This window comes from Pseudarcicella hirudinis (genome assembly GCF_900115665.1).
GTDB classification, from domain to species: domain Bacteria; phylum Bacteroidota; class Bacteroidia; order Cytophagales; family Spirosomataceae; genus Pseudarcicella; species Pseudarcicella hirudinis.
Genome location: NZ_FOXH01000021.1, coordinates 68,145 through 93,903, shown reverse-complemented (window position 1 = coordinate 93,903; position 25,759 = coordinate 68,145). Strand labels below are relative to the sequence as shown.

Genomic DNA, 25,759 nt, shown 5'->3' with positions numbered 1-25,759 from the left:
CGAACCGCCGGATTATTGAGATTGAGGAGAATTTGACATTTGAGCAATTTTGGGAGCGTTACGCTCATAAACAATTATCTAACAAGAAGCGTACACAGGTCAAATGGAATAAAATGACTGAAGCTGAGCGTTTGAAGGCATTTTTATTCATACCAAAATATGAACACTTAGTAATGAAGCAGGGTATCCAGAAAAAGCATGCCGAAACCTATCTTAACGCTGAGCTTTGGAATAACTAAAACTTAACTATCACTTATGAAATACGTAATTTTTAAAAGAAAAGAATTGATAGTGCCAGTTATTACAAGTGAAATGGCTACGCATTCTGATTTGAAACTTGAAGGTTTTGAGCCTGTCTCAGCAGGTTTTATCTATATGCCAAAAGGTCTCATTATTATTGATAATAGAGGTAGTGAAAGTCTTGGATTAAAGCCAAATAAGGAGCTTGATGAGAAATATATTACAAAAATGGTTTTGGATTTGCCTGCAAGTACGTTTTTAGACTTCAATAACGAATATTCTAACACTGATGCAAAATGACTAAACGACAACAACAAGTAGCTGCCAGTATGGTCATATATAATCTTATCACGCAGTGGGAAGATTTAGAGACACAAAACGATGAGCAAGCAGAGGTAACCACTGAAGTTATTGCCAAAGTAGAAAAGATGGTGATTAATTACAGTATGATACCTGTAGGTAATTTGGGTGATATAATTGAACATGTTAAACAGAACTATTAATATGAGTGAAATCAAAATACTTGTTGCTTGTGAGTATTCGGGTGTAGTCAGGGATTCGTTTAATAAAGCTGGTTTCTTTGCGATGAGTTGTGATCTATTACCTACTGAATCCCCCGGAAATCACTATCAAGGCTCTGTTTTTGATATTCTTAATGATGGATGGGATATGCTAATTGGACACCCTCCATGTACATACTTGTCAAGTGCTGGGCTTCACTTTTGTAATATTGAAAATCATGGAAAAAAGGCAATAGAAAGGATTATAAAACGAAATCAGGCTATTGAATTTTTCCTAAAAATGTATGATGCACCCATTAAGCATATATGTTTGGAAAACCCTATAGGGTATATATCAGCTAATATTTTGAAACCTACGCAAATAATACATCCTTATTATTTTGGCGAAAAAGAAATGAAACGTACAGCTCTTTGGCTTAAAAATTTACCACCCCTTCAGTTTAGATTACAAGATGATCTGTTTGGTCTTAAAACGGCAAGTGATACCCCAGAACCTTATCAGATTACAATACGTAAGAAGACAGGTCAGGTTAAAAAAAGATATTGGACTGACTGTATTAGTGAAGGTAAGCTTAAGTCTGGCCATCAGAAAAGCAAAACATTTCAAAGTATTGCTGACAACATGGTTGTTCAATGGGGGGGGTATCTTTTGGATGCAAAAAATAGGACGGAAGCATTGTAGGTTAATTTCATTGTAAAAAAAAGAACCAAATAAATGAGAGAAGAATTTGAAAGGTTGGTTATGGTTAGATTACCTGGATTAGCTGCTGAGAGGAATAGACAATATGTAATGAACACATATGATGCCATGACCTCATTAAATCCGTATTTTTCAAAAGAGGATTTAGATAAGAAGTATAGTTACTGTATTTCTATTTGTACTATAGCAAACCAAACAGCAGCTCATTGTTTACAGGAAATTCAAGTTATAACCAGAATGTTTAATAAATTTCCATATTCTATTAAAGTTCCAAGAAATGGCATACAACAATAGAAATCACTTAAAAAAGGTTGATTTTATCCGGATGAAGTATCTGGAATGGAAGAACCGAAACGAGGATATTCCGGACACTTATTTTGTCCGGAAGATTCTTAAGGAATTGGGTCACAGTATGAGTTATTCAGCGTTTATGAAAGGTTATAAGCATAAGAATACGCATAAAGAAAAATCAGTTAAAAATCAGTTAAAATTATTCTAATTATGTGGAAGAAATTTAATGTTAAAGAAGTTGAAGAATGTGTTGATATTATTGCCTACAGCCCTTCTTTTATTGATGAAGAATATAATCCACGTGGTATCAGGATTGGATATTTACAGCTTGGAGTATTCCACTCAGCAAGATTTAAGGAATCTTATCGAGATAGTTTGATAGATTTTTTTGAAGATGAGCCTAATACTGATGCTCTTCCTGAGGAGTACATGGAAATCCCAAAACGTGAGTCTGAAAGCTTGTTATAGTGTCTGAATACGATAATCGCTAATTATAGTATCTGAATACGATAATCAGAATTTTAAATAAAAAAGCCCGGCAATGTATTTGCCGGGCTTTTTTTATGCTGCTGATTTGTCAAGAATGACCGTCTGAAAGACCATGTTCACAATTTTTATTCCGTCAGCGTCCTGCTCCCTCTGGCTAATCCTATCATATCGCCTATTATCCTGGTTAAGCTTGCCTTGTAGTTTCAAATAAACCTCCTGTACAGTATCAAGGTACTGCATTGATTCATTTCTGATCTGTTGTGGAGCTTGCAGGGACGTACTGCCTATGAATACAAATACAAGTCTTAATGTTACTTGTAATGTAAGTAACTGCACATTCGCCCCCTGGCTATCAGCTCTGATAATTTCTGTTTTGATAAGACAGGCAGGGAAAGCAATTTCCGGACGTGTAGAGGAAGAAAGCTGGCCTTTATCAAGGTCTATCCATCGTAAAGGTATTCCAGATAGATGCTGCAAAATATTTAAATAAGTCTCTTTCATTTTTCCTTTAATAAAGATTGAATACGTTGAACAATGATATTGTTTAATTTTTGCGTGTGACCCATAAATTGCCGCTTAGGCATATTGAAACGAGATTCTTTGAGTGTAAACCCTTGCCCAGAAACCGTTCCTTTTTTAAACCGTCCTTTCTTATTTCTATTCCGGATGAAGGTTTCACTACGGGGTGGTAGAATTACTTCCCCGCCTTCGTTATGAACTTTTGCATATGGAACTTTAGTAGAGCCTGCTGAAATAGTTACCTTTGAGGCACTTACCAAAGAGGGTCTGATAGAACCCATTAAAGCCCCTGTTCTTACCATTAAAGAACCCCTTTTTTCGTTTCGTTTAGCAGGTGTCCAGGCTTTGCCATCAAAGCTTTTTGTAACAAAGCTTTCTTTGAAATACTCAGTAGCCGTTTCGGATATAATTGCCGGAACATCCTTTAACATTTTGGAGTCTAACGACTGAAAAAAAATGTCAATTTTCTGGTAATTAGTCATTAATCATTTATATTTGAACATCATATATACTTATTGTTACACGTAATGTAAGCTTCAATGAGGGTAAGGGCTGATCAGGGAGCATGAAATACTGCTGTGTAACAATAAGTACCCCTCATTACTTAATCAAAAGCCCCCATCTGATTGCCAGGTTAGCAACTTCAAACCAGGTCTTCAGTTTAAAGACTCCCTTTTTTGACATTTCAGCGACAATAGCCACTGGCATATCTTCGAAGTATTTAATATACATGTATTGATTAAACATTTGCCCTTTTCGCTCAGCTTTAAACCATACTTCGTCTGGGTTGTTGAGAATGCGAGAAAGGTCAAGTAAAAATTCTTTTCTACTTTCTTTTCCCTCGGTGCTATGTGCAAGAAAGTCACGTTTGGCAATATTTAACTTCCGATTGTTATAGTCAGTGAAAGTTAAAATATTGTCTTTGGCTTTTTCATCAAAGAATGCAACTGCATCACCCTTGAATATGTCTCTTACAGGTTTATTAGTCACCTCCTTCATTTTGAAATCAGCAGGGCTTAACTCAGACAAAAGTTTATTGGCTTCAGTAATATTTGTAATGTACTGCTGATTGGCAGTAAAGACCTCTTGTGTTTCGGCTCTGTTTATTCCCCATCCGGACTTTTCAGCCTTTTTAAATTCATCCGAATTTGTAAAAGCTTCAGCGGTAGCAGAATTTTGACTTAAATCGTTTGATCCTTTTTCTGTCTTCAGACGTGGCACTACATAACATCTACAATTCCAGCCATTCGGCGGGTAAATTTTCCGCCAAATCGGGTCTTCAGCTCTAAGTAGCAAACCATCAAGTAATCTATGCTCCGGACGTACTTTGTTGTCATCTACAGTCTTGTACTCCCAAAAAGGGAATAGCTCTGTTTGCTGTTTTAGTCTGTAATATGTAGCAGATGTTTCACCTACTGACAGGGCTGTATTATACTCAGTCCTTAACCAATCTTTATTATGAATTTTAGTGATTAAAGAAGCTCTAATACTAAAATCCTGAAAGCTCTTAGAGTCTCTGAAGGCTTTGTTTAAAAGCTGAGATTCGGCAAGCGTTTTGACACCACCAAACCTGAACAGATTCATCTCATAGGCTGTGAGAGCAGCCGGGTCATCAGCTCCGTACTCAATGCCATATGAAAGATTTTCTTTTGATTTTTTCCAGCCTTTACTAAATGCTTCAGCTAAATTGTCTACTGTATAAGTAAATAGCTCCTGATCAAATAGCTTGTTACCCTCACCATCCCAATAGCGTTTGATCAAATCATTATCATCAATTGTTGATAACAACTTAATCTCTGATGTGTGGGCTTGTCCACAACAGGTCTCTTCCGTCATTGCCCCGTTTTTCGGGGCTTTGAGAAAAAAACTGAGAGCAGATAAAGAATTTTGTTGCTGATTAGATTTTTTTGATTCGACAATATTAAGACCAAATTTGTTATTGAGCCATTCAATATCAAAATCATAAAAACTCATTGCATCTTTCGTAAAAGTCCAAAGCTGAGTAATGTCTTCAGCTTTTTCAAATTCTAATGTTAGTCCATCCGGAATAATGCCATGTTTTGCAAGTGCAGGCAGGTTTATTAAGTTCCATTGCAACTCTGACAGTTTCATATCATCCTGTACAAGATACCACTGAAGGTCTTGTGATGCTTTTTCTTTGGCATTAGAACCGTTCTTTGTGTCTTGTCCTACGATTGCACCAGAAATAAGCATACTCATTTCATCATTGCATAATTGAATGAGATTTTGATAAACTTCACCCTTTGTAGTTACATTGTCTGCAAACTCAAATGACTCATCCTCATCAATTATAAACCAGGCTGCTGAACCCATATCCTGCATCATTTGTTCAGCTCTTTTAAGCATTCCATCATCAGACGTGTTAGTTTTCATTACACGGGGTGGAATACCGTATATTTCGCATAGCTCAGACCAGCAGGCCATTGCGAAACGCTTAAATAGAACATGAGAAACAGCCTTGTTGATTAGGCCGATTTCTTTACTGTTATATTCAAGAATCCAAGTTCCAAACTCGGTCATTTCCCTGTATTTTATACCGTCCTGATCATTCCAATCTTTCAAAAAAATGCCTTTCTGGGCAATAATATTAGTGCGTGGTAGGTCTTCAGCGGTCAGGTTTCCATCTTGGTCAAAAAGCAATTCAATAAGGCTATAACCCCGATAAATTGAATCTAATCCGGATTTGGTAAGGCTGCGAAAAAGTGGATGTTTGCTGAGCGTTTTAGTTGCTTCTTCATCAACTTCCCCGCCTTTATTTTTAAGTACAAAAGTCGCAGATAAAACTTGTTGTATTCGGTTATTTATTTGAGATGCTAGCCTGGCATCTTTCAATACTTCATCAAAAAGGATTTGAATTAAGAAGTTTTGCGGATATTCTGCGTTGTTATACGCTGCTTCAGCTCTTTTCCAGCTATTAATATCTTGACGGGTTTGGAAAACGCTTTTAGAGTTCCAGGGAAGCTTTCTGCCTTTACTGGAAAATTGAGGTTGATCAGATAAGTTTTTGACTGCACTAAGCAATGTTTTAAAAAAACCTTTATCTGGTTTTGAATATAAGTTTGAAGCCATTTAAATGCTGTTTAAACTGGTTAAAAGTGATTGAATTTTCTGCCTGACCCGCTCCGGAAAGGCTTTGGGTCTTGATTGTTCTGAGCAAGCGGCCAGCCTTGAACGATAGAGGATTTTTGAATACGTTCAAGTTCTTTGATTGCAAATTGATAGCGTTTTTCAGCTAATTCCAGATCGACGGATACATTACACACGGCAATAAAATGCCATTTTGATATGTCCTTTGTATACGTAATTAATTCCTGGTACTTGTCTCTGTCTGTTCCGGTAGTGGCAAATATTGATTGGGTATCATATGCAGTCAGATACCTGGCTAAAACTTGTAAACCCATGCTAATAGCCTGGTCAATTTTTGCGTTATCCCCCCGTGAGATTACGTATTGAGCTTCCTCATACACATGTGTCGAAAACTCCTCTCTTGTGATAAATGACATATAAATAAGTAGGTTAAAATTTGAAAGAAGTACGTTTGCCGAAAGCCGATTTGGTTTGTTTTTTGTAAGTCCTTTTGTTGAGGTATGATATTGCTCCCTGCAAAGCATCAGGAGCATCATCATGTGCATTACTGCCTTTCTCAAAAGCAAGTATTTGATCAACAAGAACGGTCTGGTCAGGGCTTTTGTCTTTCTTTGAAAGAAATACCAGGTGTTTTTCAAAAAAGCCGCTCATTCCTTCAATCCGGTCATATTTATCTGTTTTGCCTCTTTTGTCGGCTCTCACGGGAATAGTATAGCCCCTTATCAAGCCTTCCATATCAAAATCATTTACAAATTCATCCATTGCAAAAAGCCCTTCTATTAAATACCGAATGTTTAATAAATAAAGCTTCTTATCTTCATAAAGATCATATAGCCATTTTGCTACATCAGCACGGCTTTTTTGCCTTACATAAGTATGAAGTATATGAAATTCCCTTCCGATTTTTCCAACTAAAATCAGGGCTTTGAAGTCAGCATTTGCCTTGTATGATAGGTCACCATAAAAGCAAAGTGCCTCATATTTTTTTAATGGTAAAGGGTCGCAGAATAGAATATCTTCATGCTTAAATACCGCTCCGTCCTGTACGTGTACGTGCATGTATTCACGCATAAATGAACGATACGGAATATCTTCAAACTTTTCTTTCCAGTACTCTGAGCTGGTTTTTTCAGGCCATTCCGGCTGAAAGGTTTGAAGGCTTTTTACAGCACAAACTTTTAATATTTCGTATCTGGTAGATTTCTTTTTTGAACTTTTACGAATGACTTCTTCGAAATATTCATGAAGTCTGTTTGTAATACTGTTCTTATGAAAGTTGTTATTAGCAAAAATGAAACGCTCAGTACTGGTGTCATCTGAGTCAAATGTTCCCCAGATGTCTTCTACAACAGTATCAACTGCTTCACGCATGATTCTGTCATTGTTGATGCTTTTCTTTGAGTCCACATCATCGCAAACGATATAATCCGGTCTGTTTCCTTCTTCTCGAACACCCCTAGGATCCTGGTCAAAACCAAGTGACATAAATCTGACTCCGTCGGTGGTTAAGAAATCTCCTTCAGTCCAACTACCTGCCTGAAATTTGTCTCCATAATCGTTTTTTAGACGGTTGTTGTATTGCAATTGTGCCTGAAGTCCGGATAGCAGCTTTTTTGCTTTAGTCTCTGTCTTACCAATCAGAAGCATAAATTTCAAATCATTCTTAACCAGGTATAAGTACAAAGGAATACCCATACAGACGTGAACGGACTTTCCGGCTGATCTGTAGAGTTCAAGCAGCAGACGTAAACGCTTATGCTTAATTGCTATTTCTGCTAACTTAATGTGAAACCAGGCACACTTTTGTTTTGCGAAACTTGGAAAATAGAACTCAAACCATTCTGCATAAGAGTTCTCTTTAGCTTTAATACGCTTTAATTTACTATCAGCTGTTTCATGTATGTCTATACTTGTAGCCTGCTGAATCCTTACGCAAAACTTATCGAAGTCTTTGAGAACTTTTGCGTATTTGGTATTGTCTTGTTCTGCTATCATTCGATATTTATTCTATGTTGCAAAAATTTCTTCATCCAATCTGTCATCTTTGCTGCAAATTGGGGGTCATTCTCAGATACGAAATTTGCAAGGTCTTTAAGAACCCTAGAGACTACGATAGGGTCAGCTTTCTTATCACATTTGTCAAGTGCAGACATTAATTTGCTTATGCTGTCAGCATTTAGCGTTCCAGGTGTTCCGGAAGCAACTTTAAGCAACTCTTGCTGTAATAGCTGCTTGATCTTAATCGGTGAAGCGTGCAGATTGATACGTTTTTCGTTCCAGTCATACCTTGTACACCAAGACGAAACTGTTTTTTGTGTAACATTGAATAGTTCTGCTACTTGTTGCTGTGTAGCTTCAATGTTGTCCAAATAGTACTCTTCCGCTTGTTCTCTTACTTTGTCTTTTTTTACTCCCATATCTTCTTTTTTTTACCAAAATTGCCCGTTTTTAAAGCCGATTTAAAAAATCTGTATAACCCTTACATGCTTATTTTCAAGTAGTTGTGTAAGGTTTCATATTTGCATCAACAAAACGCAAATAATAAGAAATGGCAAAGAAGAAGTTTGTATTTAATGACGAAACAGTAACAAACTCTTACAATTTTAAGATAAAGACATCCGGAATTATCCTCAATAGATTCTCAGCTAATCCAGTAATGTTGGCAGATCATTGGAATAGCCTGGACAGCGTAATTGGTAAATGGGATAATATATCAGTTGAAGGGGTAATCCTAAGTGGTGAACCTTTATTTGACTCTGAAGACGCTTATGCTAAAACAATTGAAGGGAAGGTAGAAAGAGGATTTGTAATAGGCTGCTCTATGGGTATTAGCTTCAGCAGGGATGATATGGAACAACAGCCGGACGGGTCATGGCTATTGTTAAGGTGTGAACTTTTTGAAGTGAGTATTTGTGCTGTTCCTTCAAATGCAAATTCATTAAGACTTTACGATGCTTCTACTAAGAAGCTGTTAACGGGAGACGAAGTAAAGCTTCAGCTTTCTTTTTTAGACGAAAACAAACAAAACGAAAATACGGAAATAAAAATGGAAAAAATCACTTTGTCGGTTGCTTCTTTAATGACATTAGGGCTGAATGAACAACCTAAAACAGCCGCTGAGCTGGACACTCACATTGCTACTTTATTACAGAAGTTTACCACTGAGCAAGCGGAACATCAACAAACTAAACAGAAGCTTTCCAGTATTGCCGAAACGCAATCTAAAGCACTTATTAACGAAGCAAAGCTAGCCGGAAAGATCACTGAATCTGAAGTAGCAGAATGGGAAAAGATGGCTAAAGATAATTATTCACTTGCTTTCGCTGCTCTTTCAAAAATTCCAGCTAAAACACAATTATCAGGCGGTGTAACTATTCCTGGAAGCGATTCAGGAAATCCGAAAAATGTTGACGAGTTTGAAAAGTTGAGCGATAAGGCCAAGCTAGCCTTCAAAAAAGAACATCCTGACGAGTACAAGGCTCTTTTTAAATAGTACTCATAAAAAAAATCTTATCACCTTAAATTTAAAAAATACATGCCTGCAAATTATCCTGAAATGTGGCAAGCAAGAGTTGAGCGAAATATCAACGATGCCGCAAATGCACCCTGGTTAGATGGTATCCCTGAGCTTGACACAACCGTAATTGAGGTAGGTTCTGGAACTGCCACTGAAGCAAATATTATCCATATTTCTAATACGGATTTTTCGCCAGACGTACTGGTGAATAATACTACATATCCGCTGGCATTACAAGCTTATACGGATTCTGAGACAACAATTTCACTTGATAAATTCTCATCTTTGCCTACGACAATTACAGACGATCAGGCAATGGGAGCTTCATACAACAGAATTGACTCTGCGACAAATTCTCACACTGAAGCGATTTTGGTAAAGAAATTCATAAAAGCAGCTCACGCAATTGCACCTGCTGCAAATACTGCTGCTACACCTGTTATTTTAGTGACTGGCGTTGGAACTGAAGCTTCCGGGGAACGCTTAAAGGCTTCGTATGAAGCATTGGTAAATTTAAAGGCAGCATGTGACTCGGCTAATCCGAAAATGCCAGCTGAGGGAAGGCGATTGATTTTGTGTGATGATCATTGGAATGACCTGCTATTGGACAGGAAGAATTTTGGTGATCAACTGGTAAACTATACGGAAGGTAAGCCAGCACCTCGCATTCTTGGCTTTGAGATTTTCCGTTATGCTCAGAATCCATATTTTAATAGCAGTACAAAAACTAAACTTGCGTTTGGGGCTTCCCCTTCAGCTGGACAATACCAGGCATCGTTTGTTTTCGTAGTTAAAAATATTGGCAAGAAAACAGGGAAAACAAAACAGTATTATACGCCTTCTGAGTTGGATGCAAAAAATCAAGTGAATACGCTTGCTTACAGGCACTATTTTCTTGCAGTCAACATGCGTGTGCAACATTGTGCTGCAATTCTCAGCATCAACAAAGCATAATGTAAACCATAAAAAAGCATACTGAGACGAAGTCTAACCGGGAGTGTTTGATGCTTAATCACTCCCATTTTAATCAAATTTATCATGTCGGTCAAAGCAAAATTTCAATGTAATTCAATCGTAGAGATTGGTCATTTTAAAGATTCGCTTGCTGTTTCCTTTAGCGTAGTATATGGAACGGATGGTGAAAATGCAGACTATTCAAAATCTACTCCGGCGGGTCACCTTACACTAAATGTATGTAAGGGAACTAAAGGCGCCGAGTTCTTTAAAAGAGGTGATTACTACTATCTTAATTTTGAAAAAGCATCTCAGTAAAAACAATCATTTAACAGTGGAGCGATTGGCAACGCTCCACTTAAACAAACCCTTATGAAGCGTTTATTGTTATTTCTAATTGTATTTATATGTAATACCTCTAAAGCAGCCGATTTTGAAAAGTATTTCCCTCATTTGTTAAAAGCTGAAGGTATCTTATTTACAATTGTGCAATATGATCGTGGTGGCGCAACAAAGTTCGGAGTAACATTTCAAACTTACCGGATTGCCTGTAATAAATCAATTGCCCTTGTATGTGATAAAAACCGGGATGGCAAATTAACAAGTGTTGATCTTTCAATGACAACACAAAAAGACATTAAGCCGATATATAAATTTATGTATTGGAAGCAGGCTAAAGCTCATGAAATTAAAAATCAGGCAGTTGCTGAAGTAATTACAGACATTCTTGTGAATTGTGGACCAGGACGAGGGAATATACATTTAAAAGCAATTCAGGGATTAGTAGGAGCAAAAAGAGATGGTGTATTAGGCTCTGAAACAGTAAAAAAAATCAATCAGGCAAATAGCAAAAAGTTATATACAAAAATTTACAATTACAGAGCTTCTTATTACAAAAAAATTGGCGTAGGCAGTCAAAGAAAGTTCCTACGTGGCTGGATTAATCGAATCGTTAACCTCAAAAAAATTCATCTCCATGAAAAATATGTTTAAAGAATTTGCATTCATTTTTGCTTTGTTATTTGTGATAGGCTGTTTGTCAACTCCCGAGGTAAAGGAAAAGACTCAGGTTGTAAAAAAGCATCCTTCAGCTGTAAAAACTACTGATATTGCTCAGCATGTTAAAAAGGTACTGCAAATCAAAAAGCTACGTGAAGAAATTGAACAGGTAAATCAAAATTCGTTTGGTGTCTGTGATACATGTGTAACCGGATATAAGGCGGTATTGATTGAAAACAGGCTGCTTGCAAATCAGCTTTCTGAACAGAATCGGAAAATGAAAATTGCAATTGATTCTAATGAAGCTGAGATAAGGAAAATACAGAATCTCTACAGTAGGAATAAAAAGTTACGCTTAGAGTATGAAGCAAGATACTCATATGCCAGCCAATGAGACTACAAATTTTCGCTTTTACTACCTGTTTGCTATTGTTGATAAGCTTGTATTTCAACTACAAACAATTTAGTAACAGTTACAGACAACAGAAACGAATTGAAACGATAGCTTCCGTAAATGGTAATGCAATTCAGACCAGGTACAAGATAAAAGTCGATTCAGTAGAGCATGTCGTATATAAAGAAGTGTTAGTAAAAACTGACGCTGAAAAACAGATTGCAAGTCAGGGTTTTGCAGATACATTAGTCAATAAACTAAAGCTGAAAATTTCACAGCTGGAAGAATTGACAAGGGTTAGGGCGGTAGTTTCAGATACTGTCAAAGTAGCCATTCGGGATTCAGTTAACTATGTGTATGAAAACAAATGGTTAACTGCAAGGCTAAATACCAATACCAGAACACTTCAGTATTCTTACAATGTAGAGTTGATTGATGTGAAATATACAAAAGGCAATTGGCTGACCGGAAAACGAACCTTCCGGGATATTTCAATTGCTGACCCGAATGCACACATTTACTCAGTTCAGAGATTCAGCCTTGAACCTGAAAGGAAAAAACGGCTCGGAGTAGGTCTATTTGCCGGGTATCGTTATGATCCAGTACAAAAGTTCACTCCTACCATCGGTGTAGGCTTATCATATCAAATCATTCAATTTTAATCAATTTCAAATCTTATTTAAAACACGTTTAAAATGTCGGAAAGAAAAGAAGTATTGAATATTATTTTCAATCAATATCCTAAGGAATCAGGTTTTTTTGTAACCTCAGATAATCAGGCTTTCACAAAATCAAATGAAAATGATGCCAAAAATCACGCAAAAACTTTAGAAGACAAGGAGGTTCTTTGGGTTGAAAGAACCCCCAGCACAAAAGCTTCGAAACCTGTTAAAAAAGGTGGCAAGTCCGGTTTAGTGGATGTACCTGATCAGGAGCAAGAAAGCGAAAATGACACTGAAGGTAACAGCTAATTGATAAAGTCTCTGCAAACCTTATAGTTAAACAATTTTAAAAAATAAATTATGGAAATTTACAGCGTAGGTTGTGCAAAAGTAGAGATTGGAGACTTTAGTACGACTGATGGAACAACAACTAATTATTCACAGATCGCAGTATTGAAAGATACTGTTTATCTGAACGAGTCGGCACCGACAAAAAACAAGTTTTTTAAGGTTGGCAGCCCTTCTCCTGTAAAAATTGGTATCACGCCTGGTCAAGACATTATTACGTTTAGCGTAATAGACGTTTCAGTCGAAATGATGGCAAAATTGTTAGGCGGAACGGTGACGACTGTGAACGGTGTTAAAACCTTTAACAAGGCGAAAACTTTACCTACTGAAAAGATTTTTGCCCTAAGGGTTACTACCTTAGACAACCTGATATTCGAAGTGCCACGTGGTAGTTGGACGGTTGCGAAAAATTTCCAGATGGCCGATAACCAAATTATGCACTTGGCTTGTGAAGTAGAGGTAACAGATACGGGATTTGTAAGTGTTCCTGATTATAAATGGACTCAACCAGCAACGACATAATGAACGTAGAAGTAAAAGCTGCTAAGACGTTATTAAGAGAAGGGGTAGCTTTAAATATTAAGCCGCCCCTTTTTCTTTGGCTTTGGAAGCCAAAAATTTATCAACCTTCTTGTTCTCAACTTGTGTTAATGTCAAAATATCTGTCTGAAACTGGAATTTCTGACAATGAACTAGAAAATCCTACAATCGCAGAATCTACAGGACTTTTAGCAAAACACTTAGAAACATTTTGTAGAATGCTTGCTATCTGTATGTTTAGAAATTTCTACTTATCAAAAGCATTGCATAAAATAATCGCAAAATGGTTAATGAGAAATAGATCTGCTGAACAAGTTTTAGGGATGGTCGAAATGTTAATAGTGTTCGGTGGTTCATCGGATTTTATGAATATTACCAGATTCATGAGGAGTTTCAGGATTCTGGGTCAAGCAAAGAACAGGAGTTAATATCAGTAGGAATGAATAGCCTGTTCGGGGTTTTATATCATATTATGGAAAAAACGGGGATGTCCTGGAATGAGATTTTTTATAAAAGGAGTTGGGTAGCAATTACAATGTTGTTGGCAGATTCTCCACGTACAGTTAAAAAATCAAGTGTTAAAGTAAATGTAAGTGGCAAACAACTATTTGAAAGGTTGAAAAACAGATGAATGATTTAGACTTAGATATAAACTTTTTTATTAATTCTGCTGAAGTGAAAACTGCTACAGCACAAGTTAAGAATGAAATAAAAGGTGTATCCGATACCGCTGAGTTAGCGGGTAAGCGTATTTCTGACAATCTTTCAAATGCTTTTAATCCTCAGCAAACAGAAGGACTTGTAGAAGGTCTAAAACGAAAGCTGTCTGAAGCTCAAAAGATAGCTCAGACAGCTACAAATGAAACGACAATAGAGCTTGCAAATGCTAAAATTCAAGAATATGAAAAACAATTGGCCAGGTTAGCAGTAATCGGAAAACAGGGTTTTGATGATTTAGGTAATAAAATTGCCAATGAAGTTGAAAAGCCAATTGGTAAACTGCAAAAATTACAAAAGGTAGCAGAGCTGTATGCAAATATGTCTCTCACCTCCAATAATCCGGAAATTATATCAAAGTATAATTTAAAGCTTCAGCAGACACAAGCAGAAATTCAACGGGTAAATAATGTTGGAAAAGTAGGTTTTGATGCACTTGGAAATGCAATTGAAAAAAATCAAAATGTAGTTGGTAAGCTTTGGAGCGGGTTATATAAGGTAGCTAATATTTTGCCGGGTATTGGGGTTGCTGGACTACTTGCGTTTGGGTTAGAACCATTAATCAATTTTATATCAAAACTTGACATTCTCAAAGAAAAATTATCTGAAACTGAAAAGTTTAATAAAGCTCTTTCAGATTCTCTTTCTGAAGGTTCTGAATATTCACAGGCTGTTAAGAATGTCAGTTCACTACGTATTAATCTTGAATTGGCAAAGACAGGGCTATACGATAAAAAAGCCGTCGTAGAAGAATATAATAAAAGTATTGGTGCAGTAGCTGGACAGGTTAAAAATCTGGCTGAAGTAGAGAAAGGACTTGCAAATAATGCAGACGAATATATTAAAATGACTCTGTATAAAGCTGCTGCAAACAAAGCATTGGAGGAAGCGGCAACAAAAGCTCTACTGGCTGAAAAAGAGAATCTAAAAAAACCAGAAGAAACAGTAGGGATAGGCAATAAAATTCTCAATGCCTTGACGGCTGGGGATTACAAAAATCAGGAATTGTATAAAAAAGCCTATGAAGAAACTGCTAAGAAAAATAGGGAAAATGCAGTAGAGGCACTTGAAAAAGAAAGGAAAAATCTTGAACAAGTAGCAAAAAGCTTGCAAGACAAAGCAGCTGCTGAAGCGGCAAAAATGGGCGGTGTGCTTGGGAAAAATTTAACAAAAGAAACTAAAAATGATTCATATGTCAAAGCTGCTGAAAGTCTTCAACGTCAAGTTTATGAAATTGAACAAGAATACAGCCGCAAACGACTAAGTAAAGATGATGAACAGTTACAGGCTCTCAGAGATCGTTTCCAAAAAATTAGTACTGAGGTTGAAAAATTCAACAAAAATCCTCAGAACAAAATTAAAGTCGATGGCTCCGGATTGGATGCTACAAAAGAATCTGCCATATCTGATTTGAAATACCGTCAGGATACTGAAAAGCTAAAGATTAGCTTAGAACAGCAGAAAAATATTTACTCAAATTATGAAACTTTTAAAAAGGATTTTGGTGATCAGGCTGCAAATGAAAGATTCTCCAAAGAACTAAATATTAATAAGTCATATCTGCAAATTGTACAGCAGGAATATGAAAAGCTTTCAGGTAAGCAAGCTGAGACGCTAACCGGGGGTGAAAAAGAAAGACTTGAATATCTAACTAAAACGCTTCAGACTGCAACTAATGAAAAGCAGAAAGCAGATGATGATATATACAAAAATGCTATAGAGTCTGCAAAGACTTACGCAGATAGATTAATACAAATTGATAGAGAATATCAGCAGAAAAGGAAGTCTCTATCTGACAAAGGTGCTTTAACTTCTGAACGCTTAGAAGTTCTTAATGAAGAAAAGCAGAAAGCTATTGAATCGGCAAAAGACGAAGCTTTGCAAAAAACTGCCATTTATAAGAAACTTGCTATTGATACCGTAGAGTTAACCAGGATACAGGCGAAAGCTCAGATTGAAGTTATCAGAGAATTGCTAAAGCAAGGTTCTGGACTTCCAACTGAGTTAGCTAAAAAACTAGAAGCTGAATTATCCGGCTTAGAAGTTAAGTTAAAAGTTGGTGTTGAACAATCAAACTTAGATGAGCTTAAAAGCCGTTACAGAGACTTAATACTTGAGATCGGGCAAACTGATCAGTTTGGTCAAAGTATCGTTTCTGAGAGTGAGAGAAAACGGATTGTTAAAGCACTTCTTGAAATAAAAACAAGGATAAAAGAGATTGACACTAATGGTGATGGTAAAGTAACCTGGTCTGATAAGATTGCTAAAAATTTCGAGTATCTAAAAGGTACTACGGAAGAAATTGCTAAAGGTTTAGCCAGTGACCTGGGTAGTTTATCTGGTGCATTTTCAGGACTATCAAATGAAGTAGGACAATTTAATCAGGAGCTTGGTAAGTCATTATCTGATTTGTCTCGTTTGGTGGGTATTGGTGCTGCTGCTGCTCAGTCTATTGCAGGTTTTGCATCAGGAAATATAATAGGCGGAATAACAGGAGCATTAAGCGCAATTGGTGGAATCGTAGGTTTATTTGGAGAAGCTAATGCACAATATCAAAAGTTCTATCAGGGTATTTTAGAGGGTGAAAGGAAGTACCAGGAGGCATTGTATGCAAGGCAGGTACTGGAAGCTAAATCTAACACAACAAAATACAGGAGTGTAATTGCAGAATATAAAGTATTGTCAGAGCAGACGCAGGCATATCAGAAAGAGTATGATGAACTGTATAAAAAGATTCAAGGTGGTTTGTATATTTCACAAGTGCTGAAGGATAATTTTTTGTGGTTTGAAACTGGAACAAGAAATGTCTATGCTTCACTGTTTGGTAAAAACTTTGAAGACTTAAAGAAGCTCCTTTTAGAAGGTAAATTGATTGGCTGGGAAAAGGATACAGTTGAAAGGCTTGTAGAACTTGAACAAAAAGGATATGATGCACAAAAGCAACTTGAAGATTTACGGAAACAATTAGCTGAGCTATTCACAGGAACTACCAGCGATAATCTAACAGACAGTTTGTTAGAAATGTTTAAACAAGGCAAAACAGGAGTTCAAGACCTTGCCGACTTTTTTGAAAAAACAATGCAGGATGCAGCCTTATCCATATTCAAAAATAAGGTACTTGCTGAAGCAATGGACAAGTTCTATACTGAGTTCACGAAGGCAACAGCAGAAGGTAACTTGGATGCTTCGAAAATTGCAAATTTGAAGGTGTTATTCAATGCTCTTGTAAGTGGTGCAAATGATCAATTTGCTGCTTTACAACAGATCACAGGCTTAAACCTTGTTACGAGTCCTTCTACAAGTCCTACAGGTGGTTCAGGTTCTTCCGGATTGTCAGGACAAATACAAAGAAGTATTACTGAAGCGACTGGAAACGAGTTAGCGGGTTTGTTTAGAAGTCAGTACGATATAACAAAGAAAATATTCGGAGTTGGAACAGATAGTTTAGTGGTAATTCGTCAGCAGGCTACTTACCTGCTTGACATACAGCAAAATACTGCTAATACAGTAAATGAGGTTAAGAAAGTTGTCACTGAGTTACAATCAATAAATTCTAATACAAAGCAGTCTAACTCTGCATACAATAACGGTTGGTGATATGATTTTAGGAGGTATAGACTTAAGCACCTATGGAATAATTCCAATCCAAAATGGAAATGGTAACATAGCATTGCAAGGGTGTTTTGATATGCCTGCGAGGATTGGGAAGACTTATCATGAATGGCAAGATGAAAACGGAATTGAGCCATACGTCCGCTCGGACGAAATAAGGTTTGGGGGGCGTGATATTAAATTGACCGCCCTCATGGCTCATGAATTTGAAAACGATTTATTAAGGAGATTATATCAGTTTTATGATGCTATACAATTTAATTCACTGATTACGCTTGAAACGGATTATGGTAATTATGATGTCTATCTGAAAGATGAAATAAAAGCAGAATACTACAATCGTGGTTTGGCTAAAATAGAGATTTTATTTCGTCAGCCTTCAGTTTCAATTGTTGGAAATATTCCTGCTTCAGATGGTACACTATATGGCATAGATGGTATCAGTTTTCAAACGCTTGGATTAAATATTTTGGAAATTGACGGAAGGTATAATTTACCTGCTACAAAATCACAACAGTTTACAGCGTATAGCAGTGAAGGGTATCAGATTACAAAAAGAACTTTTAGAGAAATAACCCTAAAATGTTTGATTGTTGAAAGTGATTTAAATGCCTTTCAAACACGGATTAATTCACTTTCAAAACTATTTGCAAAAGAAGGATTACGAACCATCACATACAGACATGATGCTCTTAGGACATTTTTTGTAAAAGACGGTTTCCAGGTAACAGATGTTTATATAACACCATCTGAAGTATTTGGCTTATTAACAGTTAGGTGCGTTCAGGTCGGAAGTAACCTTGATTGGAATTTCCTTCAAAATCATGCTGGTGTCAATATTCTTACCAATACAGGTCAACCAATTACGATTGATCAGGAAAACGGATACAGAGATTATAATTATTTGTACACAAATGCAAACCAGTTACTAACAAATAGTAACGGAATGAAAATTAAAATTAACGAGCTTTAATATAATATGAAATTTTGGCAGGATTTAGAGAAAATCACTGGAATTGGATTGTCTGAAAAAATGCTTATCGGACGAAACAATGATGGTACTACCATGTACACCGATGCACAGGAGCTATATAGTTTAATTGCACAAACTAACTTTGCAGAAGTTAAGCCAGAATTAATAAATTCTGGTTTTCAGCTTGGTACTCCAAATAAACTAGCTGTTTATTATGCTAATCGTGGTGTTTATTATAATGGTGCAACTCAAATTACAATAGATGCTGATCTGGCAATATTCCTTTGGAACAAAAGTACTTGGACATACTTTACGCTTTTAGATGGGTATCTAAGGAAAAATGAGTTTACTGATGCCTTGCAGTCGGAAATAAACAGAAGTCCGATAACGACTAAAGAATTTGGTACAAAATTAAACGGAGGTGGAAGTTTTGATAATATTGTCTTTGGTCAATGGAGATTCAATGAAATAGGTGTATCGGATAAAACAGGAACGCTGAAAGAGGTTTACGTTTGGGTTGATTCGGCCGGGTCAATCCCATTGCTGCTTATTACGTCAAATGGCACTACTGCTACTTTTGTTCGAGGTTTAGGAAATTTCACTGTAACGGCCGGATTTAATACTATTACGCTGAATGAAGCAATTTTAGCAGGTCAAATTGTTGCAGTTGGCAATGGTACGACTTCCGTAAAGCTTGGATTTAAAACTTCAGGTTTAACAGGTAATAGATTTGTACAATGGACTGGTTCAGCTTTAGCATACGGTTCAGCAGGAAGTTATTATTGCATTGGTTTTTTAGTTGAGTCTACAAATGCAAAGCCACTTGACCCATATGCGACAAAGCAGTTTGTATCTGATTTGTATTCAACTAAAGATAATGTTACAGCGTCATTAATAACTAATAATAAACTTTATGAAGTAAGACAGCAAGTAACTGCAATTTTAACGGGTGAAGCTTTGGGGGGTGCAACAGTTACGGATACAAGTATTTCAGTTACGAGCGGAAGCACCGGGCATAATGCCTATCTTTTGTATTCTGCTAATACTATTAAATCGAATTTTAACACTTACTTTAATTTACAACAAATCCGGTTTGAATATATTATTAGAATACAAGGCACTTTACAGGGTCAGTTAGTTACATTTTCAAACGGAATTAGTACCAGTTCTAATTTTGAGCAAATATCAGGTGAATATTACAGACTCTATACTGATATTAATGTTTTAATTGCTTCTCCTGAGATCAAGCCTGCAATACAGCTAAGAAATACTACAGGTGCTTATAATTTACCAATTACCATAACGATCATTTCAAAGAGTTACAGAATTATTTCAAGTAGTGCGACATATCAAACGCAAACTACTTTTCAAGATAGTTTGTATGAATATTTTTCAACAATGTTACTGCCTTTTTTAAAGACAGCTGATTTGTCCGGTCTTGTATATTTGAAAGCTGATGCAGATGCAAGATTTGTTCAACCAGGTTTGAGTTTTGCAGATGCCTTGCAGTCTGAAATAAATAGAACCCCGGTTGTACAAAAAAACTTTGGTACAAAATTAAACGGAGGTGGAAGTTTTGATAGTATAACAGGGCAATGGAAGTTTAATGAATTAGGCGTTTCAGATAAAAATGGAACGCTTAAAGAGGTTTATTTTTGGGGTGATATAGCGGGTACAATTCCATTGTTGCTTATTACGTCAAATGGCACTACTGCTACTTTTGTTCGAGGTTTAGGAAATTTTACTGTAACAGCTGGATTTAATACTATTACGCTAAATGAAGCAATTTTAGCAGGGCAAATTGTTGCAGTTGGTGGTAGTGCTTCTTCTGTTAAAATGGCTTTTAAAGGAACTGGATTGACTGGAAACAGATTTGCACAAGCTAATCCTGCCATTTCCTACGGTGGAAGTAGTAGTTACTATGCACTTGGGTTCATGGTTGAATACTCAGGTGCAAAACCATTGGATATATACTCTACTTTGCAATACGTAGATAATAGATTCACTGCGATTACTTCTCAAAAGATTCAAAAAGTTGTGAGGCGGAATGGTACACCGGGAACTGACTGTGATTTTGCAGGTAACAGAGCTATTCAGGATTGTATTGAAAGTATTACAGATGCTTCACAATACAAGCAATATGAAATATTAGTGTATGAAGGAATCTATGAAGCGACTCAAACAACTGATTATAATTCAGCCGGAATAACTACAGGAATGGTTAGTTTTTTGCGTGGTAAAAGTTTTGTTTCCGTAAGAGGTGTTTCAAGAGATCGGGTAATTATCAGAGGTTCATTGCCCTCTAATCTTAGTTCTTCAGTTTATCAGTATTATCAAACTGCATATTGGCACGCAGATTTTGGAAACTTAGAAGAAGTAAGTATAGAAAATACTAATGGGAGGTATCCTTTACATATTGATGGAGGGCAAACAGGTTGTGCATTTTTTACATCTAATATTATCAATGTGCGATTGGTGCACAATGGAAATACTGGAAATGCGACTGCATGGAGTTCCTGGCATCCTCTTGGGTTAGGTACAAGCAATGGTCAAATTATCGTAGCTAAGAATGCTATTTTTATTTCAAAAAAATGGCCTCAATATGTTCACAACAACAGCAATTTTACTAAACCAAGTTCAGTAACTTATAATAGTTGCAGGTTTGAAACGCTTGACCCGGCTGGTGATAAAATTGCATCTAAAATTCAGTCGCTTGGTTCATCTAAGAAAGATTTAGTAGAATTTAATAACTGTAGATTTGAAGGGTGTTTTATTATGTCTCATGATGATATACCTTTTATACCTTCAGTTCTTGCAGACCAGTATGTTAATCATGCTGACTTCAGGATTTTAGGTTCTGGTAATTCACCATTGTTGTATGAACCGAACTTTAAAGGTTTGGCTTTGAGAATTACAAGCAAGTCAACAGGTACTACTTCAACTGTACGCTTTGATACAAATTCAACCGCATTTACAACTGTAATTAAAGATAATAAATATAATGGTGACTGGCTAAATGACTTTGGAGTTAATAACGTATCTGGATATGCCTATAAGGATGGTTATACAGGCGTATCGGGTTATGCAATAGGTCGATTGGATTGTGGAGATGATAAGGTAGGTATAGCATCTGATTTGTATATAAAGAGTCTTGGAAAGCGTCTTGGAGACTGTAGTGTTACGAATAAAACTTTAACGGTTATTATTGATGGAACAAGTTTCAATATTGTTTTTAATAAAAACTATGTTGGCTCAGGAACTGCCAATACTGTACCGTCAGATTATTCAAACCAACAAGTACTTGATGAAATTAATGCAGTCATTTCAAGTGTAGCTACAGCAGATATGTACGGAGTTGCAAATGATTATTATCCTGAGTTCAGCGATGTTCTTTCAAGAAATCGCACTTCTGAAGTGATTTTAAAAGGTATGGCAGTCGCATTAGATGGAGGTTTTGTAAGAAAAGCATTGTCTACAGATAATAAAATATTTGGTGTTGCAATTGATGATGCTAATGTAGGTTCATTAGTTCGTGTAATTGTAAAGGGCTATTTAAGAACGTTTGAAGGAAACAGATTTTCAACTTTACAAGAAACTTACTCAACAATTGTCAAAGGTGATCAATTAGGGATTTCAGCCACACCGGGGAAAATCTCAAAAACAGCTTCTATTAAACACTTCACCTGTTTTCAGGATGGCATAGTATCATTTAATATCTAGGAATATGATTATTTACCGTAATGGCTCATCTGTCTACAATTTTGAGATAGATGAGCAAACTTTGTTTACACAAACACTTATGGGTGAGGAAAAGGTAGTGGCTAACTTCATTTCCAGCACATCAATAAATCTTAAAATAGGAGATTATGTACTACTGAACTCGAAAAAATATAGTATCGTTGGTGAAACATTCAAACAGCAGATTTCAGCAACTACATATAAGTATGAATTGGAGTTTTTAGGAGAAGTTTATCAGTTATATAATAGTATTATAAAGCATTTAGGTCGTACAAAATTCAGCTATTTTGGTACGCCTTCAGAGCTGTTAGGTTTATTGGTTTCTTCAATGGGTTCTGGCTGGTATGTAGGAGCTGCACCAAACTTAGAACCCCAATTGTTTGAATTTAAAGACGTTTCTTGTAGAGTAGTACTAAGTGATATAGCCTCAAAATTCCAGTTAGAATACTATGTAGATAATCAAAATATTTATCTTGTTGAAAAGGTGGGTTCTGCAAAAGGCGTTTCGCTTGGATACGGAAGAAACCAGGGAGCATATGACATTACCAGACAATCTACAAGTTCATCTTATGCCACCGTTTGGTATGCTTTCGGTGGGTCAACGAATCTGACAGCAGGATATAGAGATGGACAAGACAGGCTTACGCTTAATAATCCAATTGAATACAATGTTTCAGAGTTTGGGAGGAAAGAAGGCGTTCTAGAATTTGATTACATTTATCCACGTCGAACAGCTACTATTACTTCAGTTACCAGTCCTACATCTATAATAGACAATACACTTGATTTTGATCTCAACGAGCAAAATATCACTGATGCTCATGCTAAAATCATCTTTAAGTCAGGTGAGTTAAACGGACAGGAGTTTTTTATTACAAAGTATAATGCCAGTACTAAAGAAATTACGTTTCAAGTCAACAAGGATGACACTGGTTACGAAACCCCAAATTCTACATTTGCCGTTGCTGTAGGAGACAGATACACCCTTGCAGGCATTACTATGCCAAGTAGTTACATTTCGGCCGCTGAAACGGAATTATACAATGCTGCAAATAAATACGCAAGTCAAAACAGCCGTCCTCAGTTTGCTATTTTGGTTAACGTTGATGAAAAATACATCAGAGAAGCAGGTTTTGCGTATCAGATTTATGCAGGGGATGTGATCAATATTAATGCTCCAAACTTGAATTATACAGGAGGCATAAGGATACAAAGTATTTCTTATCCGCTTGTTAATGCTAATAAAATTACTCTTTCACTTTCTAATACAGTCAACTATTCTGTTTCGGAAATGCTTGTTAAAGAGCAAAAAGAGCAAAAAAATGTAATTGTTAATTTAGGTAAAGGCTATAATGCTTTAAAGGCAAAATTAGGTTGGAAAACAACACAGGAGTTATTAAACTTAACATTTGACCCGGACGGTTATTTTAATACTGGAAACATCCGTCCTTTGAGCATAGAAACAAGTATGCTTGTTGTAGGTGTCAAATCACAGCAGTTTATTTTACAAATTATTATTGAGCCAAACTACAATGGAGATGCAAATGTAGTCAAGGTAAATTCGGGCATACTTGTTCATTATCTTATTGAAGAAACAATTAGAACCTGGCAAGTATCCGGACAAACTGTTACTATTCCGGATAATAACGCCCGCTATATTTACGCACGTTGTAATAAAGTTGATTACAATGATGCTCAGATAATATTCTCGACACAGCAAATAAAGACAAATGACAGTACTTTGTATTATCACTTTTTGGTCGGTGTTCTGCATTCAGTAATGGAGGGTGTTAGATGGATAAGCCTGACTTACGGAGCAACTTCGATAAATGGCAGGTTCATCAAAACGGGTCGTATTCAAAGCTTTGATGGAAGTACCTATTTTGATTTGGATTTGGCAGAAATTGGCGGAAAGATCACTTTTACCAATAACGACGGACAAAAGGAGCTTGTAAGCGATCTTGCAACTAAATCAACACGTCACTTTACTACTACTCCAATAACTCCGTATAAAATAGGCGATCTATGGACGGATGGAAGCTTTTTATATCGTTGTAAAACCGCACGTTCTTCAGGTTCATTTAGTTCATCAGATTGGGAAGATGCAACAAAATATGATAATACAAAGACGGTGATTGATGGCGGATTAGTTACGTCTGGAACTTTACAGGTAGCCGGGGATAACTCAAATATAAAGGCGGGAGTGACCGGGGCGGGTAGTTCCGATTCAGACGTGAGATTTTGGGCAGGTGAAACTTTTTTAAACCGTGCTTCAGCACCTTTTAAAGTATTGCAGAATGGTGCAATGTACGCCGTTGGAGCTGTCATACAAGGCTTTATTAATGCCACATCGGGTAATTTTGGAGTTCTGAGTATATTCAATAATAGCATCGTTAATAATTTCGTATCTGAAGCGATGATTATTTTGCGAAATGACCCGGCTGGTCAGTTTGCAGGATTTGGAACAAATGTTAAGCCTGCTACTTCATCAGACAAAGCATCTATTGTTATAGAGCAAAAAGGCTCTAATTTTGGTTGGAACATTGCAGCAGAGCTGAGAGCTGCTAATAGTTCATCCAGGAATGTAGCTCTTTGGTGTCCGGAAGGTGAAGCTATTTTGAGTAATGCAGTAATCAACGGTAGAAGGACGTATGAGACTACTTTGAATAATCAGAACCTTAATTTGGATGTATCGGACTGGGATATGGTTTGTATTAATCCGCAAGGCTCAGGAGACTCAGGCGTTACATTTACGGGGCTTGCTAATCCAGGAAAAGAGGTTGCTGTTATTAACTTGAATATGGGAAAGGCTATGTTTATCTATAACTCTATCAGGGGTTATTCGTCAGTTACAATTCCGGATGGTGGAGCTGTGACATGCAAGTTCACTGGTACTTATTGGTATGTATGTGGTCAGAATTTTTAAACTGTATTTAAACCGTGTTTTAACCGTTATGAAAAAGGATAAACAATTTGAACAGCTTGTGTTTGACTATTACGGACAGGATAAAAACTTTGATAAACTAAAGTATCACCTCCTTAGAATCCGACAAATGATGAGTAAGCATAGTTACTTTAAGAAGATGCCAGCTAAAGAACAATTTAATCAGTGTGGTACAATTGCTTGTATTGCTTACCATACTTCAAGAGCAGATTTAGCAGAAGTATCTATAAGAACGGACAAAGAGAAGCATTTTGAGTATGCAGTTGGAGAAGGATATATACCGCCTAGTATTGTAGATATTTCTAAAAAACATTCTGAAATGAGACTATTAAGTAAAAGCAGGGTTTAACTACCTTGCTTTTACTTTTGCGGGAAATTGACACATTTCGTTTCTATATTTGTGTACAAATCGTTTTGCGGTTTATACATAAAGATAAAGTATCATTCTGAATTAAATCTGTGTTTTTATAAGTGCGGCGGGAGAAAAAAGTAT

Annotated in this window: 27 protein-coding genes; 21 read left to right on the top strand and 6 right to left on the bottom strand. The window is 36.5% G+C overall.

From position 1 onward, the window contains the following. From BM179_RS25470 to BM179_RS23995, 7 genes are all read left to right on the top strand, one after another. The coding region (locus tag BM179_RS25470) for an LvrA C-terminal domain-related protein (RefSeq protein ID WP_218159260.1) at positions 1-239 on the top strand (239 nt) is incomplete at its 5' end. A gap of 16 nt (positions 240-255) precedes the next feature. After that, positions 256-540 carry a hypothetical protein gene (locus tag BM179_RS24020; protein WP_092018862.1) on the top strand — a complete coding sequence of 95 codons (285 nt, stop codon included), beginning with the start codon at positions 256-258 and terminating at the stop codon, positions 538-540. Further along, entirely contained in the window at positions 537-743 is a 207-nt protein-coding gene (locus BM179_RS24015) for a hypothetical protein (protein ID WP_092018861.1), read from the top strand. Before BM179_RS24020 ends, BM179_RS24015 begins: the two co-directional genes overlap by 4 nt. A 1-nt stretch (position 744) precedes the next feature. Continuing rightward, positions 745-1,443, top strand: a complete 699-nt coding sequence (locus BM179_RS24010; protein WP_092018860.1) for a hypothetical protein — start codon at positions 745-747, stop codon at positions 1,441-1,443. Between the two features lie 33 nt (positions 1,444-1,476). Then, positions 1,477-1,755 (top strand): hypothetical protein, encoded by a 279-nt coding sequence (locus BM179_RS24005; protein WP_092018859.1) that lies wholly within the window; start codon positions 1,477-1,479, stop codon positions 1,753-1,755. Continuing rightward, a complete protein-coding gene (locus tag BM179_RS25645) occupies positions 1,739-1,960 on the top strand; it encodes a hypothetical protein (protein WP_092018858.1) in 222 nt (73 codons plus the stop codon). Before BM179_RS24005 ends, BM179_RS25645 begins: the two co-directional genes overlap by 17 nt. A 2-nt stretch (positions 1,961-1,962) precedes the next feature. Beyond that, entirely contained in the window at positions 1,963-2,220 is a 258-nt protein-coding gene (locus BM179_RS23995) for a hypothetical protein (RefSeq protein WP_092018857.1), read from the top strand. A 93-nt stretch (positions 2,221-2,313) separates the two neighbouring features. On the opposite strand, the gene BM179_RS23990 is transcribed toward BM179_RS23995, so the two are convergent. From BM179_RS23990 to BM179_RS23965, 6 genes are all read right to left on the bottom strand, one after another. Continuing rightward, positions 2,314-2,742 carry a hypothetical protein gene (locus BM179_RS23990; protein WP_092018856.1) on the bottom strand — a complete coding sequence of 143 codons (429 nt, stop codon included), beginning with the start codon at positions 2,740-2,742 and terminating at the stop codon, positions 2,314-2,316. Continuing rightward, positions 2,739-3,242, bottom strand: a complete 504-nt coding sequence (locus BM179_RS23985) for a phage virion morphogenesis family protein (RefSeq protein WP_092018855.1) — start codon at positions 3,240-3,242, stop codon at positions 2,739-2,741. Before BM179_RS23985 ends, BM179_RS23990 begins: the two co-directional genes overlap by 4 nt. Positions 3,243-3,360: 118 nt before the next feature. After that, positions 3,361-5,850 (bottom strand): phage portal protein family protein, encoded by a 2,490-nt coding sequence (locus tag BM179_RS23980; protein WP_092018854.1) that lies wholly within the window; start codon positions 5,848-5,850, stop codon positions 3,361-3,363. A gap of 20 nt (positions 5,851-5,870) precedes the next feature. Beyond that, on the bottom strand, positions 5,871-6,284 hold the full coding sequence (locus BM179_RS23975; protein WP_092018853.1) for a hypothetical protein: 414 nt from the start codon (positions 6,282-6,284) through the stop codon (positions 5,871-5,873). Between the two features lie 13 nt (positions 6,285-6,297). Beyond that, positions 6,298-7,863, bottom strand: coding sequence for a phage terminase large subunit (terL, locus tag BM179_RS23970; RefSeq protein ID WP_092018852.1), 1,566 nt, complete (start codon positions 7,861-7,863; stop codon positions 6,298-6,300). Continuing rightward, positions 7,860-8,285: a terminase gpP N-terminus-related DNA-binding protein gene (locus BM179_RS23965; RefSeq protein ID WP_092018851.1), complete on the bottom strand. Its 426-nt coding sequence runs from the start codon at positions 8,283-8,285 to the stop codon at positions 7,860-7,862. Before BM179_RS23965 ends, terL begins: the two co-directional genes overlap by 4 nt. A gap of 131 nt (positions 8,286-8,416) precedes the next feature. On the opposite strand from BM179_RS23965, the gene BM179_RS23960 reads away from it, so the two are divergent. The 14 genes from BM179_RS23960 (at position 8,417) to BM179_RS23895 (ending at position 25,615) form a co-directional block, all read left to right on the top strand. Continuing rightward, a complete protein-coding gene (locus BM179_RS23960) occupies positions 8,417-9,361 on the top strand; it encodes an HK97 family phage prohead protease (protein ID WP_092018850.1) in 945 nt (314 codons plus the stop codon). 42 nt (positions 9,362-9,403) lie between these two features. Next, on the top strand, positions 9,404-10,339 hold the full coding sequence (locus BM179_RS23955; protein WP_092018849.1) for a phage major capsid protein: 936 nt from the start codon (positions 9,404-9,406) through the stop codon (positions 10,337-10,339). A gap of 84 nt (positions 10,340-10,423) precedes the next feature. Next, positions 10,424-10,657, top strand: a complete 234-nt coding sequence (locus BM179_RS23950; RefSeq protein WP_092018848.1) for a hypothetical protein — start codon at positions 10,424-10,426, stop codon at positions 10,655-10,657. A gap of 54 nt (positions 10,658-10,711) precedes the next feature. Continuing rightward, positions 10,712-11,332 carry a glycosyl hydrolase 108 family protein gene (locus BM179_RS23945; protein ID WP_092018847.1) on the top strand — a complete coding sequence of 207 codons (621 nt, stop codon included), beginning with the start codon at positions 10,712-10,714 and terminating at the stop codon, positions 11,330-11,332. Next, complete coding sequence (locus BM179_RS23940) at positions 11,316-11,732, top strand: hypothetical protein (RefSeq protein WP_092018846.1); 417 nt, start codon at positions 11,316-11,318, stop codon at positions 11,730-11,732. Before BM179_RS23945 ends, BM179_RS23940 begins: the two co-directional genes overlap by 17 nt. Next, a complete protein-coding gene (locus tag BM179_RS23935; protein ID WP_143095273.1) occupies positions 11,729-12,394 on the top strand; it encodes a DUF6808 domain-containing protein in 666 nt (221 codons plus the stop codon). Before BM179_RS23940 ends, BM179_RS23935 begins: the two co-directional genes overlap by 4 nt. A 33-nt stretch (positions 12,395-12,427) precedes the next feature. Next, positions 12,428-12,703, top strand: a complete 276-nt coding sequence (locus tag BM179_RS23930; RefSeq protein ID WP_092018844.1) for a hypothetical protein — start codon at positions 12,428-12,430, stop codon at positions 12,701-12,703. Between the two features lie 51 nt (positions 12,704-12,754). Then, on the top strand, positions 12,755-13,264 hold the full coding sequence (locus BM179_RS23925) for a hypothetical protein (protein WP_092018843.1): 510 nt from the start codon (positions 12,755-12,757) through the stop codon (positions 13,262-13,264). Continuing rightward, positions 13,264-13,710, top strand: a complete 447-nt coding sequence (locus tag BM179_RS23920) for a hypothetical protein (protein ID WP_092018842.1) — start codon at positions 13,264-13,266, stop codon at positions 13,708-13,710. The genes BM179_RS23925 and BM179_RS23920 overlap by 1 nt, the downstream gene beginning before the upstream one ends. Positions 13,711-13,909: 199 nt before the next feature. After that, positions 13,910-17,596 (top strand): hypothetical protein, encoded by a 3,687-nt coding sequence (locus tag BM179_RS23915; RefSeq protein WP_092018841.1) that lies wholly within the window; start codon positions 13,910-13,912, stop codon positions 17,594-17,596. Between the two features lies 1 nt (position 17,597). Then, positions 17,598-18,584: a phage tail domain-containing protein gene (locus BM179_RS23910; RefSeq protein ID WP_092018840.1), complete on the top strand. Its 987-nt coding sequence runs from the start codon at positions 17,598-17,600 to the stop codon at positions 18,582-18,584. 6 nt (positions 18,585-18,590) lie between these two features. Next, on the top strand, positions 18,591-22,304 hold the full coding sequence (locus BM179_RS23905) for a hypothetical protein (protein WP_092018839.1): 3,714 nt from the start codon (positions 18,591-18,593) through the stop codon (positions 22,302-22,304). Between the two features lie 4 nt (positions 22,305-22,308). Continuing rightward, entirely contained in the window at positions 22,309-25,248 is a 2,940-nt protein-coding gene (locus tag BM179_RS23900; protein ID WP_092018838.1) for a phage tail protein, read from the top strand. Between the two features lie 28 nt (positions 25,249-25,276). Further along, positions 25,277-25,615 (top strand): hypothetical protein, encoded by a 339-nt coding sequence (locus BM179_RS23895; protein WP_092018837.1) that lies wholly within the window; start codon positions 25,277-25,279, stop codon positions 25,613-25,615. Positions 25,616-25,759 lie beyond the last annotated feature (144 nt).